This is a genomic window from Streptomyces roseicoloratus (assembly GCF_004117935.1).
Lineage (GTDB): Bacteria > Actinomycetota > Actinomycetes > Streptomycetales > Streptomycetaceae > Streptomyces > Streptomyces roseicoloratus.
On record NZ_SDOY01000108.1, the window covers coordinates 80,167 to 98,312 of the forward strand.

Annotated in this window: 15 protein-coding genes; 6 read left to right on the top strand and 9 right to left on the bottom strand. The window is 71.3% G+C overall.

The window, feature by feature from the left end; translation table 11 throughout:
• Positions 1-81 precede the first annotated feature (81 nt).
• Positions 82-891: an alpha/beta fold hydrolase gene (locus ESG85_RS12275; RefSeq protein WP_128978408.1), complete on the top strand. Its 810-nt coding sequence runs from the start codon at positions 82-84 to the stop codon at positions 889-891.
• An 87-nt stretch (positions 892-978) separates the two neighbouring features.
• A complete protein-coding gene (locus ESG85_RS12280) occupies positions 979-1,905 on the top strand; it encodes a helix-turn-helix domain-containing protein (RefSeq protein ID WP_246094953.1) in 927 nt (308 codons plus the stop codon).
• Positions 1,906-2,188: 283 nt separating this feature from the next.
• Here ESG85_RS12280 and ESG85_RS12285 read toward each other — a convergent pair whose 3' ends face one another.
• Together ESG85_RS12285 and ESG85_RS12295 are read right to left on the bottom strand one after the other, a co-directional pair.
• Positions 2,189-2,698, bottom strand: coding sequence for a hypothetical protein (locus tag ESG85_RS12285; RefSeq protein WP_246094954.1), 510 nt, complete (start codon positions 2,696-2,698; stop codon positions 2,189-2,191).
• A 468-nt stretch (positions 2,699-3,166) separates the two neighbouring features.
• Positions 3,167-4,183, bottom strand: coding sequence for a nucleotidyltransferase (locus ESG85_RS12295; protein WP_128978410.1), 1,017 nt, complete (start codon positions 4,181-4,183; stop codon positions 3,167-3,169).
• 220 nt (positions 4,184-4,403) lie between these two features.
• Here ESG85_RS12295 and ESG85_RS12300 point away from each other — a divergent pair, with 220 nt between their 5' ends.
• Together ESG85_RS12300 and ESG85_RS12305 are read left to right on the top strand one after the other, a co-directional pair.
• Positions 4,404-5,006 (top strand): CBS domain-containing protein, encoded by a 603-nt coding sequence (locus tag ESG85_RS12300; protein WP_128978412.1) that lies wholly within the window; start codon positions 4,404-4,406, stop codon positions 5,004-5,006.
• A gap of 51 nt (positions 5,007-5,057) precedes the next feature.
• Complete coding sequence (locus tag ESG85_RS12305) at positions 5,058-5,747, top strand: response regulator (RefSeq protein WP_128978414.1); 690 nt, start codon at positions 5,058-5,060, stop codon at positions 5,745-5,747.
• Between the two features lie 5 nt (positions 5,748-5,752).
• Here the strand turns inward: ESG85_RS12305 and ESG85_RS12310 are convergent, their stop codons facing one another.
• From ESG85_RS12310 to ESG85_RS12325, 4 genes are read right to left on the bottom strand one after another with little or no spacing between them, the layout of a single operon-like run.
• Positions 5,753-7,495, bottom strand: a complete 1,743-nt coding sequence (locus ESG85_RS12310; RefSeq protein ID WP_128978416.1) for a sensor histidine kinase — start codon at positions 7,493-7,495, stop codon at positions 5,753-5,755.
• A 51-nt stretch (positions 7,496-7,546) separates the two neighbouring features.
• Positions 7,547-10,156, bottom strand: a complete 2,610-nt coding sequence (locus ESG85_RS12315) for a cation-translocating P-type ATPase (protein WP_128978418.1) — start codon at positions 10,154-10,156, stop codon at positions 7,547-7,549.
• A 6-nt stretch (positions 10,157-10,162) separates the two neighbouring features.
• On the bottom strand, positions 10,163-11,023 hold the full coding sequence (locus ESG85_RS12320) for a universal stress protein (RefSeq protein WP_128978432.1): 861 nt from the start codon (positions 11,021-11,023) through the stop codon (positions 10,163-10,165).
• Entirely contained in the window at positions 11,020-11,922 is a 903-nt protein-coding gene (locus ESG85_RS12325; protein ID WP_128978434.1) for a universal stress protein, read from the bottom strand. Before ESG85_RS12325 ends, ESG85_RS12320 begins: the two co-directional genes overlap by 4 nt.
• Before the next feature lie 242 nt (positions 11,923-12,164).
• Between ESG85_RS12325 and ESG85_RS12330 the strand changes: the two genes are divergently transcribed.
• Positions 12,165-12,788 carry a CBS domain-containing protein gene (locus tag ESG85_RS12330; RefSeq protein ID WP_128978436.1) on the top strand — a complete coding sequence of 208 codons (624 nt, stop codon included), beginning with the start codon at positions 12,165-12,167 and terminating at the stop codon, positions 12,786-12,788.
• A 23-nt stretch (positions 12,789-12,811) separates the two neighbouring features.
• On the top strand, positions 12,812-13,801 hold the full coding sequence (locus ESG85_RS12335; RefSeq protein ID WP_246094955.1) for an Acg family FMN-binding oxidoreductase: 990 nt from the start codon (positions 12,812-12,814) through the stop codon (positions 13,799-13,801).
• A gap of 11 nt (positions 13,802-13,812) precedes the next feature.
• Here ESG85_RS12335 and ESG85_RS12340 read toward each other — a convergent pair whose 3' ends face one another.
• Genes ESG85_RS12340 through ESG85_RS12350 form a run of 3 tightly spaced genes read right to left on the bottom strand, consistent with a single transcriptional unit; the run spans position 13,813 to position 18,049 of the window.
• Positions 13,813-16,203, bottom strand: a complete 2,391-nt coding sequence (locus tag ESG85_RS12340; protein WP_128978438.1) for a glycoside hydrolase family 65 protein — start codon at positions 16,201-16,203, stop codon at positions 13,813-13,815.
• Positions 16,200-16,970 (bottom strand): HAD family hydrolase, encoded by a 771-nt coding sequence (locus ESG85_RS12345; protein ID WP_128978440.1) that lies wholly within the window; start codon positions 16,968-16,970, stop codon positions 16,200-16,202. Before ESG85_RS12345 ends, ESG85_RS12340 begins: the two co-directional genes overlap by 4 nt.
• A complete protein-coding gene (locus tag ESG85_RS12350; RefSeq protein ID WP_128978442.1) occupies positions 16,967-18,049 on the bottom strand; it encodes an alcohol dehydrogenase catalytic domain-containing protein in 1,083 nt (360 codons plus the stop codon). The genes ESG85_RS12345 and ESG85_RS12350 overlap by 4 nt, the downstream gene beginning before the upstream one ends.
• Between the last annotated feature and the right edge of the window lie 97 nt (positions 18,050-18,146).

Sequence of the window (18,146 nt, forward strand, 5' to 3'; positions counted from 1 at the left end):
TCGGCGGCGCCCGGCAGCCTTCGGCCCGGTGACGACATTTGTACAAGACCGAGGGCCGGCGGGCCCGGCACCCTCCCGGGTATGGCTATCCACGACAACAAGCACGTCCACGGGATGCACGTGACCCACGACGGCCCGCGGGAGGCACCGCCGCTCGTGCTCATCCACGGGTCGGGGGCCTCCGCCGGCTCCTGGGGCCCGGTCGTGCCGGCCCTGGCCGGCCGGTACCACGTCATCCGGATCGACCTCCCGGGCCACGGTCAGTCCCCGCCCGCGCCGTCGTACGACGTGCCCGAGCAGGCTGCCAGGCTGGCCGCGGTACTCGACGAGCTCGGCCTCCGTCCGGTGACCGTGGCCGGGCACTCCAGCGGCGGGTACGTCGCCACCGCCCTCGCCGAGCAGCGCCCGGACCTGGTGGGTTCGCTCGCCCTGATCAGCAGTGGCCCGAGTCCCGACGCGCTCCTTCCGCAGCCCGTCGTCCTTCGGGCCCTGATCGGTCCGCCGCTCGGCCCGCTGCTCTGGAGAGTCCGTTCCGACGCGATGCTCCGCCGAGGCGTGACCGCTGTGTGCCACCGCCCGGTCGACGTCCCGGACGACCTGGTCGCCGACGTACGGGGCATCGGTTACCGCACGTTCAGGACGGTGCTGCGCCACAACACCGCGTACATCGCCGAGCGGAGCGTACCCGCGCGCCTGACCGCGCTCGACGTCCCGGTCCTGGTGGTCTTCGGCGCTGCGGACCCCCGCTGGGATCCGTCCTCGGCGCACCAGTACGACACGGTGCCGAACGCGCGCGTCGAGCGGTTGCCCGGCGTCGGGCACTTCCCCATGCTCGAAGTGCCGCAGGCGACCGGCGAGTTGCTGCTCGGGTTCGCGGCGACGGTCCGCTGACGCCGATCGCCTCGGGCGTGTGTCGAAAGGAGCGTCGTCTGCCCGAAGGGCAGGCGGGACTTGCGGCACACGCCCTAGCCTGGTGGCGTGAGGTCTTCCGCATCACCACTCGACCGGGCGTCGGTGGAGGTCGTCGTGCCCCGGCAGCCGGGTCGGCTGCCGGGGGTCGGCATGGCCGGGTTCCGCCAAGGTGCTCCGGCGGACCTGAGCATCGCCATGGTCGCGCACCCCTCGGTGACTCTGTTCGTGGACCTGAGCGACGGAAACGGCCTCGTCCACGACGCCGACGGCCGACGCGAACGCGGGAGCACGGTCGTCGGGCTGGCGCCGGGCGGCCTTCGGCTCGGGGGCGGGGCGGCAGGGGGGATCGAGTGCCTCCAGATCCGGTTGTCGCCGGTCCTGGCGGTCGCGGTGTTCGGAGCGTCGGCCGACCTCAGCGGGACGGTGGTCTCCTGGGAGGACGTCTGGGGCCGCGATGCCGGGAGAACCGAGGAAAGGCTGCGGGCCGCCGCGTCGTGGGACGAGCGGTTCACGATCGCAGCGGATGCCCTCGGCCGGCGGGCGGGCGCCGGCCCGTCGCTCGATCCGGAGGTCACCGCCGCCTGGTGGCTGATGCGCACCAGCCGGGGACGGGTGCGCGTCGACAGCCTTGCGAGCGAGGTGGGATGGAGCCGCAAGCGCCTGTGGTCCCGCTTCCGGTCCCAGATCGGCCTGACGCCCAAGCACGCCGCCCGGCTGGTGCGCTTCGATCACGCCGCCCGTCTCCTCGCGGCGGGCAACGCCGCCGCCCGGGTGGCGGCCGAAAGCGGCTACGTGGACCAGGCCCACCTCCACCGCGAGGTCAAGGCGTTCACCGGGGTGACGCCCACCGCCGTCGCCGCTGCGCCGTGGCTCGCCATCGACGACGTCGCGTGGCCGGGTTCGCTCGCGGACCCGGCACCGTTCGCGGCCCCGGCACCGTTCGCGGCCCCGGCACCGCCGACGTCGCCGGTCCGTCGGGGTCCGGCGCGCTGAGTCCGCCGTCGCAACCCGTGTGACCAGGATTGCTAGTTGGCACCGGGCAACGTTCGTGACCTGCACTCGTGCCAACTAGCGTCAGCGACTGGAGGGGCGGAATCAGAGAGATAGTTGGCACTTTGGTGCAGCGCAGGTCACGAGGCGTGTCGCCCCACAACGAGCAATCCGTTGCCCGCGCAAGCTCGGCTCCAGTGCGGCTCCACGGGCCCTGCTGCCAATGCCTCTCGGCGTAGAGCACGAACAGCACCCTTGACGGCACAGCCGGTCCCGGCGCGCTGAGTCACAGGTTCGCCCGCATGGCGTCGATGCAGGCGGCTCGGGCCGCCGTCGACTGGTCTCGGGCGTATGCCTGTCCGAGATTCATGCCGCCGTCCGCTTCAATGGGCGCCTGCCGCCACGCCTCGCTCATGTGGACTCCGGCCTCGGCTCGGGCCGCCGAGACGAACGCGGCGTACGGTTCGGCGACCGCGGAGGCCTCGATCTGGAGCCAGGCGTGGTGGAAGGCCATGCGAGCGAGCAGGGAGCTGACCTGATCGGTGAGGTCCCGGCGTGCCTCCGGGGAGTTGTGGCGTCGTCGAATGCGGTACGGCATCTCAAGGTATTCCTCGACCGCCGTCAGCGCTTCGGCGAAGGTCTTGGCCCGGCGCTCCCGGCGGGCCGCCCGCTGGTTGAGCGCATAGGTGGCGTACACGCCCACCAGCGCGACGACCGGGACGATCAGAGCAGTGGTCTGCGCCCACGACCAGCCACTCGCCTGCGCCGCGGCCGAGACGATCCGGATCGGACCCACGAGCCACCCCCCGGTATGCCGTGCGGTGCGTCTTCGACGATCCACTCGCCCCTGTCGTGTCCGCCCGTGCGACGCCAGTAGTGCTCGAGGAACAGGTGCCTGCGCACGATTTCAATAAGGTCGAGGAGGCCCTTCTCGCTGGTCCACCGGCGCTCCTGGGGATCGTACGGGTACCAGAGGCAGAGCGCATCGTCCGTGTCGTAGCGGTGCTTCGACGGAGCTCCGGGCTTGGCGTGAACGCGAGGGAAGTCCTGCGGGAGCTGGCCGTATGTGCCGTACGGCGGCTCCGCGAAGAAGCGGATGGTCACCGTGAGGGGCTCCGGTTCGCCAATGACGTCAAGACCTTGAAGGCGGTAGGTCAGACAGCCGGGTTTGTATCGGTGCGTCAGGTCATGGCCGAATCTGCGCTTGGCGTCCCTCTCGAGCGGAGCCCACCAAACGGGCTGCAGGCCGTACCAGAAACCCATTTCAAGGAGCCCAAGCACGGGTGGGCGTCACACTGGGGGCGACGAGTCCCGGTCCGAAGCCCGTCATGCCGATGGCGGAGAGGCGGAGCCGGGCCTGTTCTTCGTCCGTGGCGTCCACATCAGGGACGATGTCGGGCAAAACACGGCTGAGGGCGTGTTGAGCGCTGAGCGGCCTCCCCTCGGACTCATGCTCTTTGGCGAGGGCCACGTCATCCCTGGCCGTGCGAAGGCGCCGACGGGCCTCGGCCATGGGCATGTTGAGCGGGATCGGGCCCGCGACGCCAGCCGGATCCGGGGTCGGCCCGTCCCCCAGCGCGTCGTACGCGTGCGTGAAGAAGGTCGAGAGAGCGTCGATCAGCGGCATCGGCTCGTCGATGCAGTCGAGTGCGAGCGCCTTGATGTTCCACGAGCAGAGCGGCTTGCTGTGTGTCTTGTTCCAGTGTTTGAGCAGTCGCACGGCACGTGCGAACACACGGTCGGTCTTGTCCAGCGCGTCCAGCACGAGTCGGGTGTGCGTGAGAGGATCCGCCCGGTCCCACCGGGCGGATATCTCCATGTTAGGGATGTACAGACCCTTGCCCGAAGAGTGCGGGATCGCCGTCATCACATCGGCCGTGAAGTCGGGCTGCCCGAGCGTGACGGGCTCGCCGAAGCGGACCAGCACGGCCCGGCGTCTGCCTTCGACCGTGACGGTCAGCTTCTTGAACTCCTCGGAGAGGTCCTCCCTGATGGCCTGACGGGCGCGCTCCATGAGAGGCAAAGCGTCACTCTGACCAGGCCCGTAGCCATCGGCGTCCTCGCTGGACAGCTTCGCACCGAGGTCGACGTCGGTAAGTGGCGTGTTGGCGTCGCCGTGAGCGACGCTCCCGTTGAAGTAGATAGTCGAGCCCGGGAAGGCTCGGCGCATGGCGCCGGCGAGGAGCCGTCTTCGTCGTTTGGCCTCGTCGAGTTCGTCATCGGTCACCTCGATGGCGTGGCGAGCACACTCGAGCAGTTGCCCCAAAGTCTTCTGGTTCACCGGTAGTTCCTCCTTCTCACCCCGTTATCCCCACTTGCAACGCCCTTGCACCTTCGGGAGGCATATGACATGACTCAGCACCGCATGAGCCGAGCGGGTCTGGGCGAGGGCCATCTGGCCCTCGCCCCGCGAGGGGCGCGGACCGAGACTAGGAGTGGATACCTGAGGAGGCTCTCCGATGCGCACTCCGCCTGTCTCGAGCTACACCGTCAGCGACGTCATGACCCACACCGCCGTGGCGATCGGCCGGGACGCGCCCTACAAGGAGATCGTCGCCCTTATGGACCAGTGGAAGGTGAGCGCTCTCCCGGTCCTGGAAGGGGAGGGCCGTGTCATCGGGGTCGTCTCGGAGGCTGACCTCCTGCCGAAGGAGGAGTTCCGGGGCGAAGAACCACGCCCGGAGGATTTTGCCGAGGCCGCCAAGGCCAGGGCCGTACGCGCCGGTGAGCTCATGTCGAGTCCGGCCGTCACCGTGCACGCGGACGCCACGCTCGCCGAGGCGGCGCGCATCATGGCCCGGCGGAAGGTGAAGCGACTTCCGGTCGTCAATGAGATCGGGATGCTGGAGGGAGTCGTCAGCCGGAGCGATCTACTCAAGGTGTTCCTGCGGAACGATGACGAGATCGAGGCGGAGATCCGCCGTTCGGTGCTCGGTGGGTCTGCTCTCACCAGGCTGGACGTCACCGTCGTGGAGGGGGTGGCCACCCTGCGTGGTGAGCTGCCGGATCGGGCACTGGTTCCCCTGCTCGCCCGTGCGATCCGGGCTGTGGAGGGGGTCGTCGACGTCCGCATGGATCTCGGTGCCCATGAAGACGCTGCATGACGGACAATCCTTGTGGGGGCGGTTGGACACCTAACGACCACAGGGGTCGCCATGACCGATCTGCCGGCAGCCGACACGACGCCCACGCGGGTCTTCCTCGTGGATGACCACGAGGTCGTCCGGCGGGGCCTGCGCGACCTGATCGACGATGAGCCCGACATGGACGTGGTCGGGGAGGCGTCGACCGCGGACCAGGCGCTGGCCAGAGGGCCGGCTCTGCGACCCGACGTGGCCGTGCTCGACGTGCGCCTGCCCGACGGCGACGGGATCTCGGTGTGCCGGGAGCTTCGCTCGCGCATGCCGGACCTGGCCTGTCTGATGCTGACGTCGTTCGACGACGAGGACGCGCTCCTTGACGCGATCATGGCCGGGGCAGCGGGGTACGTCCTCAAGCAGATCAAGGGGTCCGATCTCATCTCGGCGGTGCGGACCGTGGCCACCGGCCAGTCGATGCTCGATCCGGCCACCACTGCACGGCTGATGCACTCGCTGCGGGATCCCGAGGCGGCGAAGCCAGCGGAGGACGAACGTCTCGCGGCGCTGTCCGAGCGAGAGCGTTCCGTGCTGGAGCTGATCGGCGAAGGGCTCACCAACCGGCAGATCGCGAAGCGGCTGTATCTGTCGGAGAAGACGGTCAAGAACCACATCTCGCGCCTGCTGGGCAAGCTGGGCGTGGAGCGCCGTGTCCAGGCAGCTGTCATCGCCGCGCAGGTTCACGAGCACGACGCCGAGGCGAAGTAGCTCTCTCACTCCTGGTCGGACGGCGGCGGGATGCGCCATTCGAGTACGGTTCCGCCCGCCGCGCCCGGGGTCCCCGCTCTGGCGTGCACAGACAGGTCGCCGCCCAGCCGTTCGGCCCGCTCGGTCAGGTTGCGCAGGCCGCTGCGGGCGCCGCCCGGCGGGACACCGATGCCGTCGTCGCTCACCGTTACCGAGAGGACGCCTTCCTCGACGACGACCGCCACCTCCGAATGACGGGCCTGAGCATGCCGGGCCACGTTCGTGAGCGCCTCGCCGATCACCGCGACGACGTCCTCGGCCACCTCGGGTGGCACGTCCGTGTCGAGCAGGCCCTCCATGCGCAGGGCAGGAGCGAACCCGAGCGACACGGCGGCCTGGTCCACCGCTTTGACGATGCGGTTCCTGAGTTTCGGCGCGGTTCCTGGGGTTTCGTGGTCGCGAAGGCCGAAGATGGTCGACCGGATGATCTTGATGGTGGCGTCCAGGTCGTCGATCGCCCGGTTCAGCCGGTCCGCGGCTTCCGGGTGCTCGACGAAGCGGCGGGCGCTCTGCAGCGTCATGCCGGTGGCGAAGAGGCGTTGGATCGCCAGGTCGTGCAGGTCGCGGGCGATGCGGTCGCGGTCCTCCAGGAGGCTGACCTGTTCGGCGTCGCGGCGTCGGTCGGCCAGTTCGAGGGCGAGCGCGGCCTGTCCGGCGAATCCGGGCAAGGCGATGATCTCCACACCCGCGAAGGGCGACCGTCCGTGGCGCCGCGCGAGGATCATCACGCCGCTCAGCCGCTCCTTCGTGCCCACCGTGACGGCCACCGCCGGTCCGAATCCCTGCCAGCGCTCGGGCTGCACCGTGATGCGCGCGTCGTTCTCGACATCGGCCGCGGTGACCAGGCCGTCCCCTTCGAGAGCCGCGGCGGCGAGGGTTCCCTCGCTGCTGGGCAGCACGACGCCTCTGTGGGCCTCGGCACCCTCGCCGCTGGCCAGGGATCCGCGCAGCTCACCGCCCGGTCCGACGAGATAGAAGACCCCGACGTCGGCGCCTGCGATGTCCACGGCCTGCTCCAGCAACCCGCCCAGGACCTCCGTCTCCTCCGCGCCGGACAGCAGGGCGCTGGTGAAGTCGGAACTCGCGGACAGCCAGCGCTGCCGCAGTCGCCCCTCCTCGTACAGGCGGGCGTTCTCGATGGCGATGCCAGCCGCGACGGCCAGGGTCGTGACGACAGCCTCATCCTCGGTGTCGAAGTCCGCCCCGCCCCGTTTCTCGGTGAGGTAGAGGTTGCCGAACACCTCATCGCGGACGCGGATCGGGACGCCGAGGAACGTGTGCATCGGCGGGTGGTGGGGCGGGAAACCGTACGAGGCCGGGTGCTCGGACAGCTCGGACAGGCGCAAGGCCTTGGGGTTGCGGATCAGCTCGCCCAGGATGCCGTGCCCGGACGGCAGCGCGCCGATCCGATCGCGCAGGTCGTCGTCGATGCCGATGGGCAGGAACTCGGAGAGCTTCCGGTCGTCGCCGATGACGCCCAGGGCCCCGTACTCCGCGTCCACGAGGGACACGGCGGCCTCCACGATGCCTCGCAGCACCTGTGGCAGGTCGAGCTCACGGCCCACGGACATGACGGCTTCGAGCAGCCCGTTGAGCCGGTCCCGCGTGCCCCTCACCTCGTCGATGCGCGCCTGGAGCTCGTCGAGCAGCTCGTCGAGCCTCAGCCGTGGCAGCCGCGCGTCCGCGGACTCGGTGTCCTCCCGGCCCATCGAAACCTCCGGTCGCGTCAGGCGCGCGGACGGCGCCCGTCGCTCCCGCTCTCACGGTAGTCCCGAGGCTTCGGCCCTTCCTGCTGGGCTCGTCCGCCGGAAGGCGGTCCGGACCAGACGTGCCGCGATGAATCCGGCCGGTGCACAGGCCGCGGCGATGGCGATGCCCGCCCAGTCGAGTGGTTCGGTCTCCAGGACCGACCTGAGGAACGGGACGTAGAGGGCCGCGGCGGCCAGGAGAGCGGAGGCGAGGACCGCGAGCGGGAGGAAGAGGTTCTGCCGGGTCAGCAGGCGGGCGCGCAGCCCCAGGACAACGCCGAGCTGGGCGGCGAGCAGGGCGAGGAAGAGGACGCTCTGCCAGGGGAGGTCCAGTGCCCGGGCGGCGAGTCCCGCGCCGAGCGTGGCGGTCGTGACGACTGCGGCGAGGAGGAGCATTCGCTGCCAGGCTCCGCCGCCGAGGATGTGCTGGTCGGGCGGGCGGGGCGGTCGTCGCATCGCGCCGGGGGCGGCCGGCTCGGCGCCCATGGCGACGCCGGTGAGACCGTGCGTGAGGAGGTTGATCCAGAGGATCTGTCCCGCCCGTAGGGGTAGCGGAAGTCCGAGCAGCGGGCCGATCAGCATGACCAGGATCTCGGCGGCGCCGCCGGCCATCCCGTAGACGAGGAAGCGGCGGATGTTGTCGTAGACACGCCGGCCCTCCTCGACGGCCGCCACCACCGTCGAGAGCTCGTCGTCCGTGAGAACGAGGTCGGCCGCCTGCCGCGCCACCTCGGTGCCGCGCTCCCCCATGGCGACGCCGATGTCGGCCCGGTGGAGGGCGGGTCCGTCGTTGACCCCGTCGCCAGTCATGGCGGTCACCGCGCCCCGGCCGCGCCACGCCTCCACTATGTCCAGCTTCTGCTGCGGGTCCGTGCGGGCGAAGACCCGGACGGCGGTGAGGTCGGCGACCCGTCCGGCCGCCACGTCCGCACCCGTGATGACCTGTCCATCCACCTCACTGTCGTCTCCCAGGAGTGCCACACGGGACGCCACCGCTCGCGCGGTCGCGGGGTGGTCGCCGGTGATGAGTACGGGTGTGATGCCTGCCGCGCGGCAGGTGGCGAGGGTCGCGGCGGCGTGTGGTTTGGGCGGGTCGCTGAGGGAGACGAGGCCGAGCAGCGTGAGCTTCGATTCCACCGCGGTGATCCGGTCCGGCACGTCGTCCCGTACCCCCGAGGCCACGGCGAGCACGCGATAGCCGCGCTCGGCCAAGTGCGCAGCCTCCTGACGGGCCTGTGCGAGCTGGCCCGGGCCGTTTTCGAGAACAGAGGTGTCGAGTACGGCTTCGGGGGCGCCCTTGAGGCAGATGAGCACCCGGTCCTGCCCGGCTGCGTGCAGCGTCGTCATGCGTCGACGCAGGCTGTCGAAGGGTGCTTCCCCGATCCGGGGCCGGGTGGCCAACAGCTCCGCCGGGGCCGGGCAGCCTGTCTTGGCGGCTGCGGTGAGCAGAGCGGCCTCCATGGGGTCGCCCAGGGCAGTCCAGCGGGTGTCGGGCGTGGCGGGGTCCGGTGGGCGCAGGGTGGCGTCGTTGCAGAGGGCGGTCACGGTCAGCAATTCCCGTACGGGCGCGAGCTCTGCTTCGCGTGCCGGTCGCCCGTCGACCAGAGCCTCGCCCTCGGGCTCGTATCCCACGCCCGTGAGTTCCGCGCTCACCTGTGGCGTCCAGATGTGCTGGACGACCATGCGTCCTTCCGTGAGGGTGCCGGTCTTGTCGGTGGCCAGGACGGATACCGAGCCGAGCGTCTCCACCGCGGGCAGCCGCCGCACGAGGGCGTGCCGGGCGACCATGCGGCGGGCACCGAGGGCGAGGGCCAGGGTGACGACGGCGGGGAGGGATTCGGGCACGGCGGCCACGGCCAGGCTGATGGCGGTGACTGCCATCGTGCCGAGCGGGAGCCCCCGTGCCAGGCCGAGCGCGAAGACCAGGACGCACAGGGCGAGCGTCACGGCCGCGAGGACGCGGCCGAGGGCGGCGAGGCGGCGCTGCAGCGGGGTGGGTTCACGGCGGTCGTCGAGCAGGGCCGCGATGCGGCCGAGGGCGCTGGCGGCCCCCGTCGCCGTGACCGTGGCCACGCCCCGGCCCCGTACGACGACCGTTCCCGCGCTCAGCGTGGCCCCGGCGTCCTTGTCCACGGGCACCGACTCCCCGGTGAGCATGGACTCGTCGAGCAGCAGGGCGGACGCCTCGGCGAGTTCGGCGTCGGCGGCGACGATGTCGCCCTCTCCCAGGAGCAGGACGTCTCCCGGGACGATCTCGGCGGCCGGCAGGTCACGTACGGAGCCGTCGCGCCGGACCCGGGCGTGCGGGGCGCTCAGAGCCGAGAGGGCGGCGACGGCGTTGTCGGCTCGGATCTCCTGGGCGACGCCGACGGTGGTGTTCACGACGATGACCAGCGCGATGACGATCGCGTCGGGGTGGTCACCGATGGCGAGGGTGAGCGCGACGGCCCCGAGGAGCACCATGATCAGTGGGTCGCGCAGCTGCGCGAGGATGCGGCTGTGGAGCCGTACGGGCTTCTTCGCTGCCACCTCGTTGGGCCCGGTGCGGGCGAGTCGGCGGGCGGCCTCCACCTCGGTGAGGCCCGTCACCTCTCCGGTCGACGCGGTTGCCGAGGTGGTCATGGTGGCTCACTCGACAGGGACGGTGATCACCGGGCAGTGGGCGCGGTGCAGCAGACCGTGGACGACGGAACCGATCCGCATCCCGGTGTATCCGCCGTGTCCACGACGGCCGACGACGATGGCCAGGGCGTGCTCTGCGGCGTTCGCGAGCATCTCGACGGGCGATCCGATGAGGACCTCGTGGGTGAGGCGGACGTCGGGGTACTTCTCCGCCCATCCGGCGGTGGTCTCGGAGAGCAGCCGTCGTTCGGCGTGGAAGAGGGTGTCTCCGGTATGCAGGGTGAAGACCGGCGGCTGCCAGACGGCGATGGCCCGCAGTGCGCAGCGCCGGAGGTCCGCCTCCTCGAAGGCCAGGGCCAGCGCTGCCCGTGAGGACTCGCTGCCATCGATGCCGACCACCAGGTACGCCGGGTCCTGCGTGCTGTGCTCGGCGTCGCCCACGACCACGACGGGGCAGCGTGCCTGTGCCGAGACGGGGACGACGAGGGAGCCGGCGCTCAGGAACTCCTCGGTGCGGCTGAGGTGCCGCGAGCCGAGCACGACCATGGCGGCCTCGCGCGACAGGCCGGCCAGGACCTTGGACGGGGCACCATCGAGGAGTGCGGTGGTGACACGGACACCGGGCTGCCGATCGCGCACCCAGTCCGATGCGGTACGCAACGTGTCTTCTCCGGCGACTGCCTGAGCATGGTGCCGAGGGGTGTCGTCGACGTGCTGCGTGTTGTGTGGCGGCCGAACCGCGACCACGAGGTGGAGGGCGAGGCCGCGTCGGTCTGCCTCGTCGGCAGCCCAGGCGAGCGCGAGGTGCCAGTTCCTGACGGGGTCGATCCCCACGACGATGTCGGCGCGCTCCGGGGTGGCGGTCATGATGTGCTCCCGTGTCCGGGCCCGTGCCGGGGGATGAGCTCCACCGGGCAGTAGGCGTGTTGGAGCAGGGTGAGAGTGGTCCGGCCGATCGTCGGCCCGAGGTATCCGGGAGCCCGGCGGCCGCCGACGACCAGGAGGTCGGCGCGGCGTGACGCCTCCACGAGCCCACCGGGCACGCTGTGGCCCTTTTCGCCCTCGGCGTCCAGGGCCAGTTCCGGGAATTCCTCGTGGACACGGTCTGCCACTTCGGACAGGGCACGCACGTGCTCGCGGGCGTTGTCCTCCGCGCCGTTTCGCCGTGCGGCCCGTACGCCGGCGTACGGGGCCGTGCCCCACACGTGCAGCAGCCGCAGCGTCACCTTCCGCAGCAGGGCCTCGCGCGCCGCCATCCGGGCGCAGCCCACATCGTTCTCGTCCCGGACCGCCGCCAGAACGGCACCGGCCTCGGCGGGCTCCACCGCCCCGCGCACCACGACCACCGGTGTGGTCGCGGCAGCTGCGGCCTCGAGACCGACCGAGCCGAGCAGAAGCGAGGAGAAGCCGCCGCGGCCCCGGTGGCCGACGACGATCGTGCCGCTCAGCGCGGCGGCTCTGCGCAGGCTGTCGGCGGCGGAGCCTCCGCTGAGTTCCGTGACGACCGCGAGACCGGGGTGGCGCGCCGCGACCGCCGCGGCGGTCCGGTCGAGCAGCTCCTTGCCGGCTCGCCCGTATTGGTCGATCTCCACCGGGGAGAGAATCGGCGGGGCGGCGTCGGTGCCCGTCGTATGGACGAGGCAGAGGCCGCTGCCGCGCAGCACCGCCTCGTTCGCGGCCCACATCGCCGCCGCATGTGCGGACGGTGATCCGTCCACGCCGACGACGACCCTGCCGAGGCCGGGACGGTCCGTGGTTCCGTCCATGACTCCTCCTCGTCCGGTCTCCGGAAGTCGAGTCCGTAGGACTGCTCTCACCGTGACATCCGGTTTCCCGTCGGCCGGAGGGCCGCTGGGGGCAAGGGAGGGGCCAAAGGTCCCTTCCCGTTCTCGCGGGTCCGGTCGGGCCCGACGGTTGGACCGTTCGGCCCTCGCAGGTCGCCGGCCCCGGGCGGACGGTGGTGGAGCGAGGGAACAGCCGCCCAGCCGCTGGAACAGGAGGCGCGGCGATGAAGCACCTCAAGGTCGGCAGCCTGATGACCGACGACGTGGTCTCCGCCGTCCCCGCGGCCTCGTTCAGGGAGGTGGCGAAGCTGCTCGCCGAGCACGACATCAGCGGTGTGCCCGTCATCGACGAGGACGACCGCGTCATCGGAGTCGTCTCCGAATCCGATCTGCTGGCTCGCCGGCAGTTGACCGCGCGGGAGCTCATGACCGCGCCGGCCGTCACGGTGCACGCGGAGGAGACGGTCGCGGACGCGGGACGGCTCATGGTTCGCCGTGGAGTGGAACGCCTTCCCGTCGTCGACGAGGAGGAACGACTGGTGGGGATCGTGACCCGCCGCGACCTGCTCTGCGTCTTCCTCCGCCCGGACCCGGAGATACGACGCCGTATACGGGAGGACGTGCTGAAGGGTGTCTTGGACCTGAGCCCCGACGCCGTCGACGTCCATGTGCTCGACGGCGTGGTGACACTCGAAGGCCGGGTCCGGCGACAGGCCCAGGTCAGAACGCTCGTGGGGCTCTCCGAGCGGGTGGACGGTGTCGTCGCCGTCGTGGACCGGCTGTCCGTCGACGAGACCCCCACGCGCCTCGCATCCCCCGCGCGAAGCGCGCACGACATCAACTGGTGACCCCCGCACAGACAGGACGAACCGTGTCCACCACCGCTCTGAACCGACCACTCGTGACGTCACTGATCGAAGACGCCGTCACCGCACCGTCGATGCACAACGCCCAGCCTTGGAAATTCGTCCACCGAACCGGCACCGACACCATCGAGCTGTACGGCGACCCCTCGCGCGGAATGCCGCGCGAGGATCCCGACCACCGCGCCCTCCATCTCGGCTGCGGTGCTGCCCTGTTCGGCTTGCGCGTCGCCGCCGCGCACGATGGCCGGCACGCCGAGGCCCGGCTGCTTCCCGACCGCGAAGACCCCTGGCATCTCGCCGACGCGCGCCTCGAAGGGGCCGGTGCCGAGGACGAGGACCTGGCCGCGCTCCACGACGCACTGCGGGAACGGCACACCAGCCGCTTCCCGTTCAGCGAGGAACAGGTCCCCTCCGAGATCCTCGGCGGGCTGCGTGCCGCGGCCCTCCTGGAAGGGTGCCGCCTGGTGGTGCCGGGGGCCTGGCACACGGACACCGTCATGGACCTCGTCCACGCCTCCGAACTGTTCGAGGCCGCGGACGAGGCCGTACGCGCGGAGATCGCCGCCTGGATCCGCACCGGCGCGGCCGGGGAGGGCCCGGCGACGGCGGGAATCCCGTCGTTTGCCTTCGGCCCGCGGCAGTACGACGTCACGTCTCCCGTCCGGGACTTCGACGCCCCGCGTCGTGCCGCAGGCCGCTCCTCGGCACGCTTCGAGAAGAGGCCCCAGATCGCCCTGCTCGGCACGGTGGAGGACACTCCCGAGGAGTGGCTCAAGGCCGGCCAGGCCATGCAGCGGATCCTGCTCCAGGCCACCCTCGACGGTCTGTCCACCTCCCTCATGTCCCAGCCCCTGGAGTGGCCCGAGCTCCGCTCCCACGCGCGGGACCCGGAGTCGCCGATGGGCTACGTCCACATGGTGATCCGCCTGGGCTACGGACCGCGCGGGCAGGCCACGCCCCGCCGGCCCGTCTCCGAGGTGCTCTCCTTCGGCTGATCCGCCTCACCTCACAAGCGGAACCAGCGCTCCTCCCCGGGTGGCACCGTGAACCGCCGTTCGCCGGGGAGCACGACGACGAGCGGGTTCTGTGGCGAGGGCGGGACGCGGACGGCCAGCCGCCCGGGAAGCATGCGCACGCGAACGCCTCGGTGACCGTGAAAGCAGAGCGTGAAGGCGAACCGGGGGATCTCCGCCAGCGGCACCGGGGCCACCCGGAGTCCGTCCACCCCGGCTTCCAGACCGGTGAACCCGCGTTCGACGAGGTCGAGCGTGCCCGCCATCGCACCGAGGTGGATGCCCTCGCCGGTGGTGCCGCCTTGGACGTCGGCCACGTCGGCGAGCAGCGCCTCCTCGCAGTACCGCCAGGCGTCGGCACCCTTCTGCCGGGCCAGGACCCAGCCGTGGACGAGGCTGCTGAGGGTCGATCCGTGGCTGGTGCGGCTCAGGTGGTAGGCGACGGTGGAGCGCCACACCTCGTCGTCCAGGCGGTGGCCGAGCCGGGCGAACAGCGCAGCCAGCTCGTCTGGCCTGAACAAGTAGCCGAGCATGAGGGTGTCGGCCTGCTTCGACGCCTGGTAGCGGTTGACCGTGTCGCCCTCGGCCTCCAGGATCCGATCCAGTCTCCGGATGTCACCGTACCGGTCGCGGTACCCGTCCCAGTCGAGCTCCGCCAGGTCCCCATAGCCCTCGAACTGGCTCACCACGCCCTGGTGGAACGGTACGTACAGACGACGGGAGACGTCCTCCCAGCGGTCGAGTTCACCGTCGTCGAGCGACAGCTGCTCGGCCAGTTCGGTGCGCCGGAAGTCGGGCAGTTCGGCCAGCAGGTCCAGGCCGCGGGCCAGAACCCAGGCGGCGGTCACGTTGGTGTAGGCGTTGTCGTCGATGCCGGGGGTCGTGGCGCCGGGATAGGAGTCGTGGTACTCGTCGGGGCCGACGACCCCGCGGATCCGGTAGCGCCCCAGCCCCGGATCGAAGTCAGCGGCCCCGGACCAATGGCGGGCGATCTCCAACAGGATCTCGGCCCCGGCGGAGTACAGGAAGCCGAGGTCGCCTGTGGTCCGGGCGTACCGCCACACGTTGTACGCGACGGCCGAACCCACGTGCCGCTGGAGCCGTGAGAAGTCGGGGAGCCAGCGCCCCGAACGCGGGTTGAGGTGGACCTCCTGCGTCTCCTCCCGCCCCGAACTCGCGCTCTGCCACGGGTACATGGCCCCAGCCGCCCCGACGCGGCGCGCCGCCTCGCGGGCGGCGGGGAGCCGGCGGTGCCGGTACATGAGGAGGGACCGCGCTATCTCCGGGAAGTGCAGGCTGAAGTACGGCAGGACGAAGAGCTCGTCCCAGAAGACATGGCCCCGGTACGCCTCACCGTGCAGGCCCCGGGCCGGGACGCCCACGTCGAGGTCGGCCGTATGCGGGGAGAGCGTTTGCAGCAGGTGGAAGAGGTGCAGGCGCAGGACACGGCCCGCCTCCCCGGGCACGCTCAACTCACCCTGCTCCCAGAGTCGTTGCCAGGCTGCCCCGTGGGTGGCGAGCAGCCGGGGGAAAGCGGGGGCCCGGGCCAGGTCGTCCCGCGCCGCCGTGAGGGGATCGGCGGCCGGCCTGTCCGTCGAGGCGTGCAGGGCCAACGTCTTGACGACCGTGACCGAGCGGCCGGGGCCGATCGGCAGGTGGTACGTCTGGACGGTGCCGGCGCTCGGCGCGGCCTGGCGGGCGGGGCGTACGGGGCGGGTGACGGTGCGGACGGCCGAGGCGATCTGGACGCCTGGATCGACCGTATGGCAGGTGAGCCAGGCGACGCCGCCGGGGTCGAACCCGGTCCGGTGTTGTGTGAGGTGGTGCTTCTCCAGGTGCCGATAGCGCTCGACGCCGGTGTTCGTGACGGTTCCGTCGAGGGCGGACTCGACTTCGACGGCGCCGCTCCAGCCGTAGGCGCGGAATCGGGTGAGCTGGGCCGCGAGACCGGAGTCCCCCATGTGCACGATCCGGGTGTGGCCGACGCGCAGTCCGCGACCTCGGGCGTCCCGGAAGAGCACGCTTCGGGTGAGCACTCCCGCACGCAGGTCGAGCTGTACGTCGTAGTGCAGCAAATCTTCGGAGTCGGGCGTCAGCCAGTCGCCGGGCGGCCCGTCGTCCGGCAGACAGCGGTAACGCAGCAGCGTCCAGTTCGGAAGGTTGACGAGATCCTCGTTCTCGACCCGCTCACCGGCGACGGCCGACGTGCGCCGGTCGTAGCAGCCCGCCAGGTAGGTCCCCGGGTAGTGGGAGGCGCCGGCGCCGCACTCGGGGGCGGAACCCCGCGTGGCGAAGCGGCCGTTGCCGAGCGTGCAGAGCGCCTCGACGAGCCGTTCGCGCTCCGGCTCGTAGCGGTCATACCTCCACATCCAGCCGGTCTTCATGCGCGCTCACCCCACACGCTCCGGACCAGGGTCGCGAGGTCGGGGACAACGAGGTCCGCGCCCTGTTCGCGCAAGGCGGCGGTGCCGTGGCCGTCCGGCGTGCGGTCGATGCCGACGACGAGGCCGAAGCCGCCTCGGCGCGCCGCCCGGACGCCGGCGAGCGCGTCTTCGACGGCGGCTGTGTCCCGGGGGCCGGTGCCAAGGAGACCGGCCGCGTGCAGGAAGAGCGCGGGGTCCGGCTTGCTTGCGAGGCCGAGCCGGGCGGCGTCCTCGCCGTCCACGACGGCGGCGAGAAGCGTGTCCAGACCGGCGGCGCCCAGCAGCGCACGGGCGTGCCGGGAGGCCGACACCGCGGCGCACGGCACGCGCAGGGAGCACAGTGCGGTGAGCGCCCGCCCGGCGTCCTCGTATGCGACGACCGGACTGGTCCGGAGGGCGTCCTGGAACGCCTGTTCCTTGCGCGCCGCGACGGCCCAGACGGTGTCGCAGCCGGGCGGGTCGTCCGGTCCTCCGGGTGGGAGGCGAATACCACGGGCCGTCAGGAACGCCTCGGCTCCGTCGTACCGTGACCTGCCGTCGACGAACCGCCGGTACTCGGCGTCCGAGTCGAACGGCGACCGCTCCCCCGGCTCGGGCGCCAGCTCTCCGAGGCAGGCGTCGAACGCGGTCTTCCACGCCGCCGCGTGGACGACGGCGGAGTCGAGGAGCACACCGTCGGTGTCGAGGACGACACCTCGCGGCGGCGAGCCCGCAGGCGGACCGTTCATCCGGCGTCCGTTGCGACGGTAGCCTCTACGGCGGTGTGCTGCGGACCGCCGAGCGCGACCTTGATGGCGCCGGTGTCGGCAGCGCGGCCGAACACGTCGTACGCCTGCTCCATCTGCCCCAGTTCGAAGCAGTGGGTGATCAGTTCCGCCGCCGGGAGCCGGCCGGCCGCCATCATGCGCAGCAGCATGGGCGTGGACGAGGTGTCGACAAGGCCGGTGGTGATGGTGACGTCCTTGATCCACAGGTCTTCGAGGTGGAGTTCCGCGGGCTTGCCGTGGACTCCGATGTTGGCGACCCGGCCGCCCGGCCGGACCATCCGGGTGCACAGCTCGAAGGTTGCCGGGATGCCCACGGCCTCCATGACGACATCGGCACCCAGACCGTCGGTCAGGTCCTCAACCAGTTGCTCCGGCCCGTCACCGGCGGTCGCGGTGGCGTCGGCGCCGAGCTTGCGCGCGGCGGCGAGCCGGGACTCGGCGAGGTCGACGACGATGATCTGACCGGGGCTGTAGAGGCGGGCCGTGGCGATGGCGGCGAGGCCTATGGGGCCCGCGCCGACCACGACGACGGTGTCGGCGGGCCGGACGCGGCCGTTGAGGACGCCGACCTCGTAGGAGGTGGGGAAGATGTCCGCGAGCAGGACTGCGTCGGCGCTGTCGACCGCGCTCGGGAGCGGGTGCACGGACAGGTCCGCGAACGGCACCCGGACGTACTCCGCCTGCGTGCCGTCGATGAGGTGCCCGAGGACCCAGCCTCCGCCGCCGCGGCATTGGCCGTAGCGGCCCTCGCGGCAGAAGCGGCAGCGGCCGCAGGCTGAGATACAGGAGATCAGGACGCGGTCCCCTGGCCGTACGGTACGCACGTCCCGGCCGGTCTCGACCACCGTCCCCACGGCCTCGTGGCCGAGCACCCGGCCCGGTGTCACCTCCGGCACGTCGCCCTTGAGGATGTGCAGATCGGTGCCGCAGATCGTGACGACGTCGACCCGCACGATCGCGTCGCCGGGATCGTCGGGACGCGGATCGGGTACGTCCTGCCACGCGACCCTGCCCGGCCCTTCGAAGACGGCTGCCTTCATGGCACCCACCCACTTCCTGTCGCGCGTGCGGATGTCCCCTCGTTCAGGCTCGGCGATCACACCATGGAGACGCATGTGCCGATCGGCCCCACAGGAG

Bases quoted from the DNA above. Each gene is read 5' to 3' on its own strand.
- ESG85_RS12275 (WP_128978408.1), top strand. From the start codon at position 82: ATGGCTATCCACGACAACAAGCACGTCCACGGGATGCACGTGACCCAC.
- ESG85_RS12300 (WP_128978412.1), top strand. From the start codon at position 4,404: ATGACCCACACCGCCGTGGCGATCGGCCGGGACGCGCCCTACAAGGAG.
- ESG85_RS12305 (WP_128978414.1), top strand. From the start codon at position 5,058: ATGACCGATCTGCCGGCAGCCGACACGACGCCCACGCGGGTCTTCCTC.
- ESG85_RS12310 (WP_128978416.1), bottom strand. From the start codon at position 7,495: ATGGGCCGGGAGGACACCGAGTCCGCGGACGCGCGGCTGCCACGGCTG.
- ESG85_RS12315 (WP_128978418.1), bottom strand. From the start codon at position 10,156: ATGACCACCTCGGCAACCGCGTCGACCGGAGAGGTGACGGGCCTCACC.
- ESG85_RS12320 (WP_128978432.1), bottom strand. From the start codon at position 11,023: ATGACCGCCACCCCGGAGCGCGCCGACATCGTCGTGGGGATCGACCCC.
- ESG85_RS12325 (WP_128978434.1), bottom strand. From the start codon at position 11,922: ATGGACGGAACCACGGACCGTCCCGGCCTCGGCAGGGTCGTCGTCGGC.
- ESG85_RS12330 (WP_128978436.1), top strand. From the start codon at position 12,165: ATGAAGCACCTCAAGGTCGGCAGCCTGATGACCGACGACGTGGTCTCC.
- ESG85_RS12340 (WP_128978438.1), bottom strand. From the start codon at position 16,203: ATGAAGACCGGCTGGATGTGGAGGTATGACCGCTACGAGCCGGAGCGC.
- ESG85_RS12345 (WP_128978440.1), bottom strand. From the start codon at position 16,970: ATGAACGGTCCGCCTGCGGGCTCGCCGCCGCGAGGTGTCGTCCTCGAC.
- ESG85_RS12350 (WP_128978442.1), bottom strand. From the start codon at position 18,049: ATGAAGGCAGCCGTCTTCGAAGGGCCGGGCAGGGTCGCGTGGCAGGAC.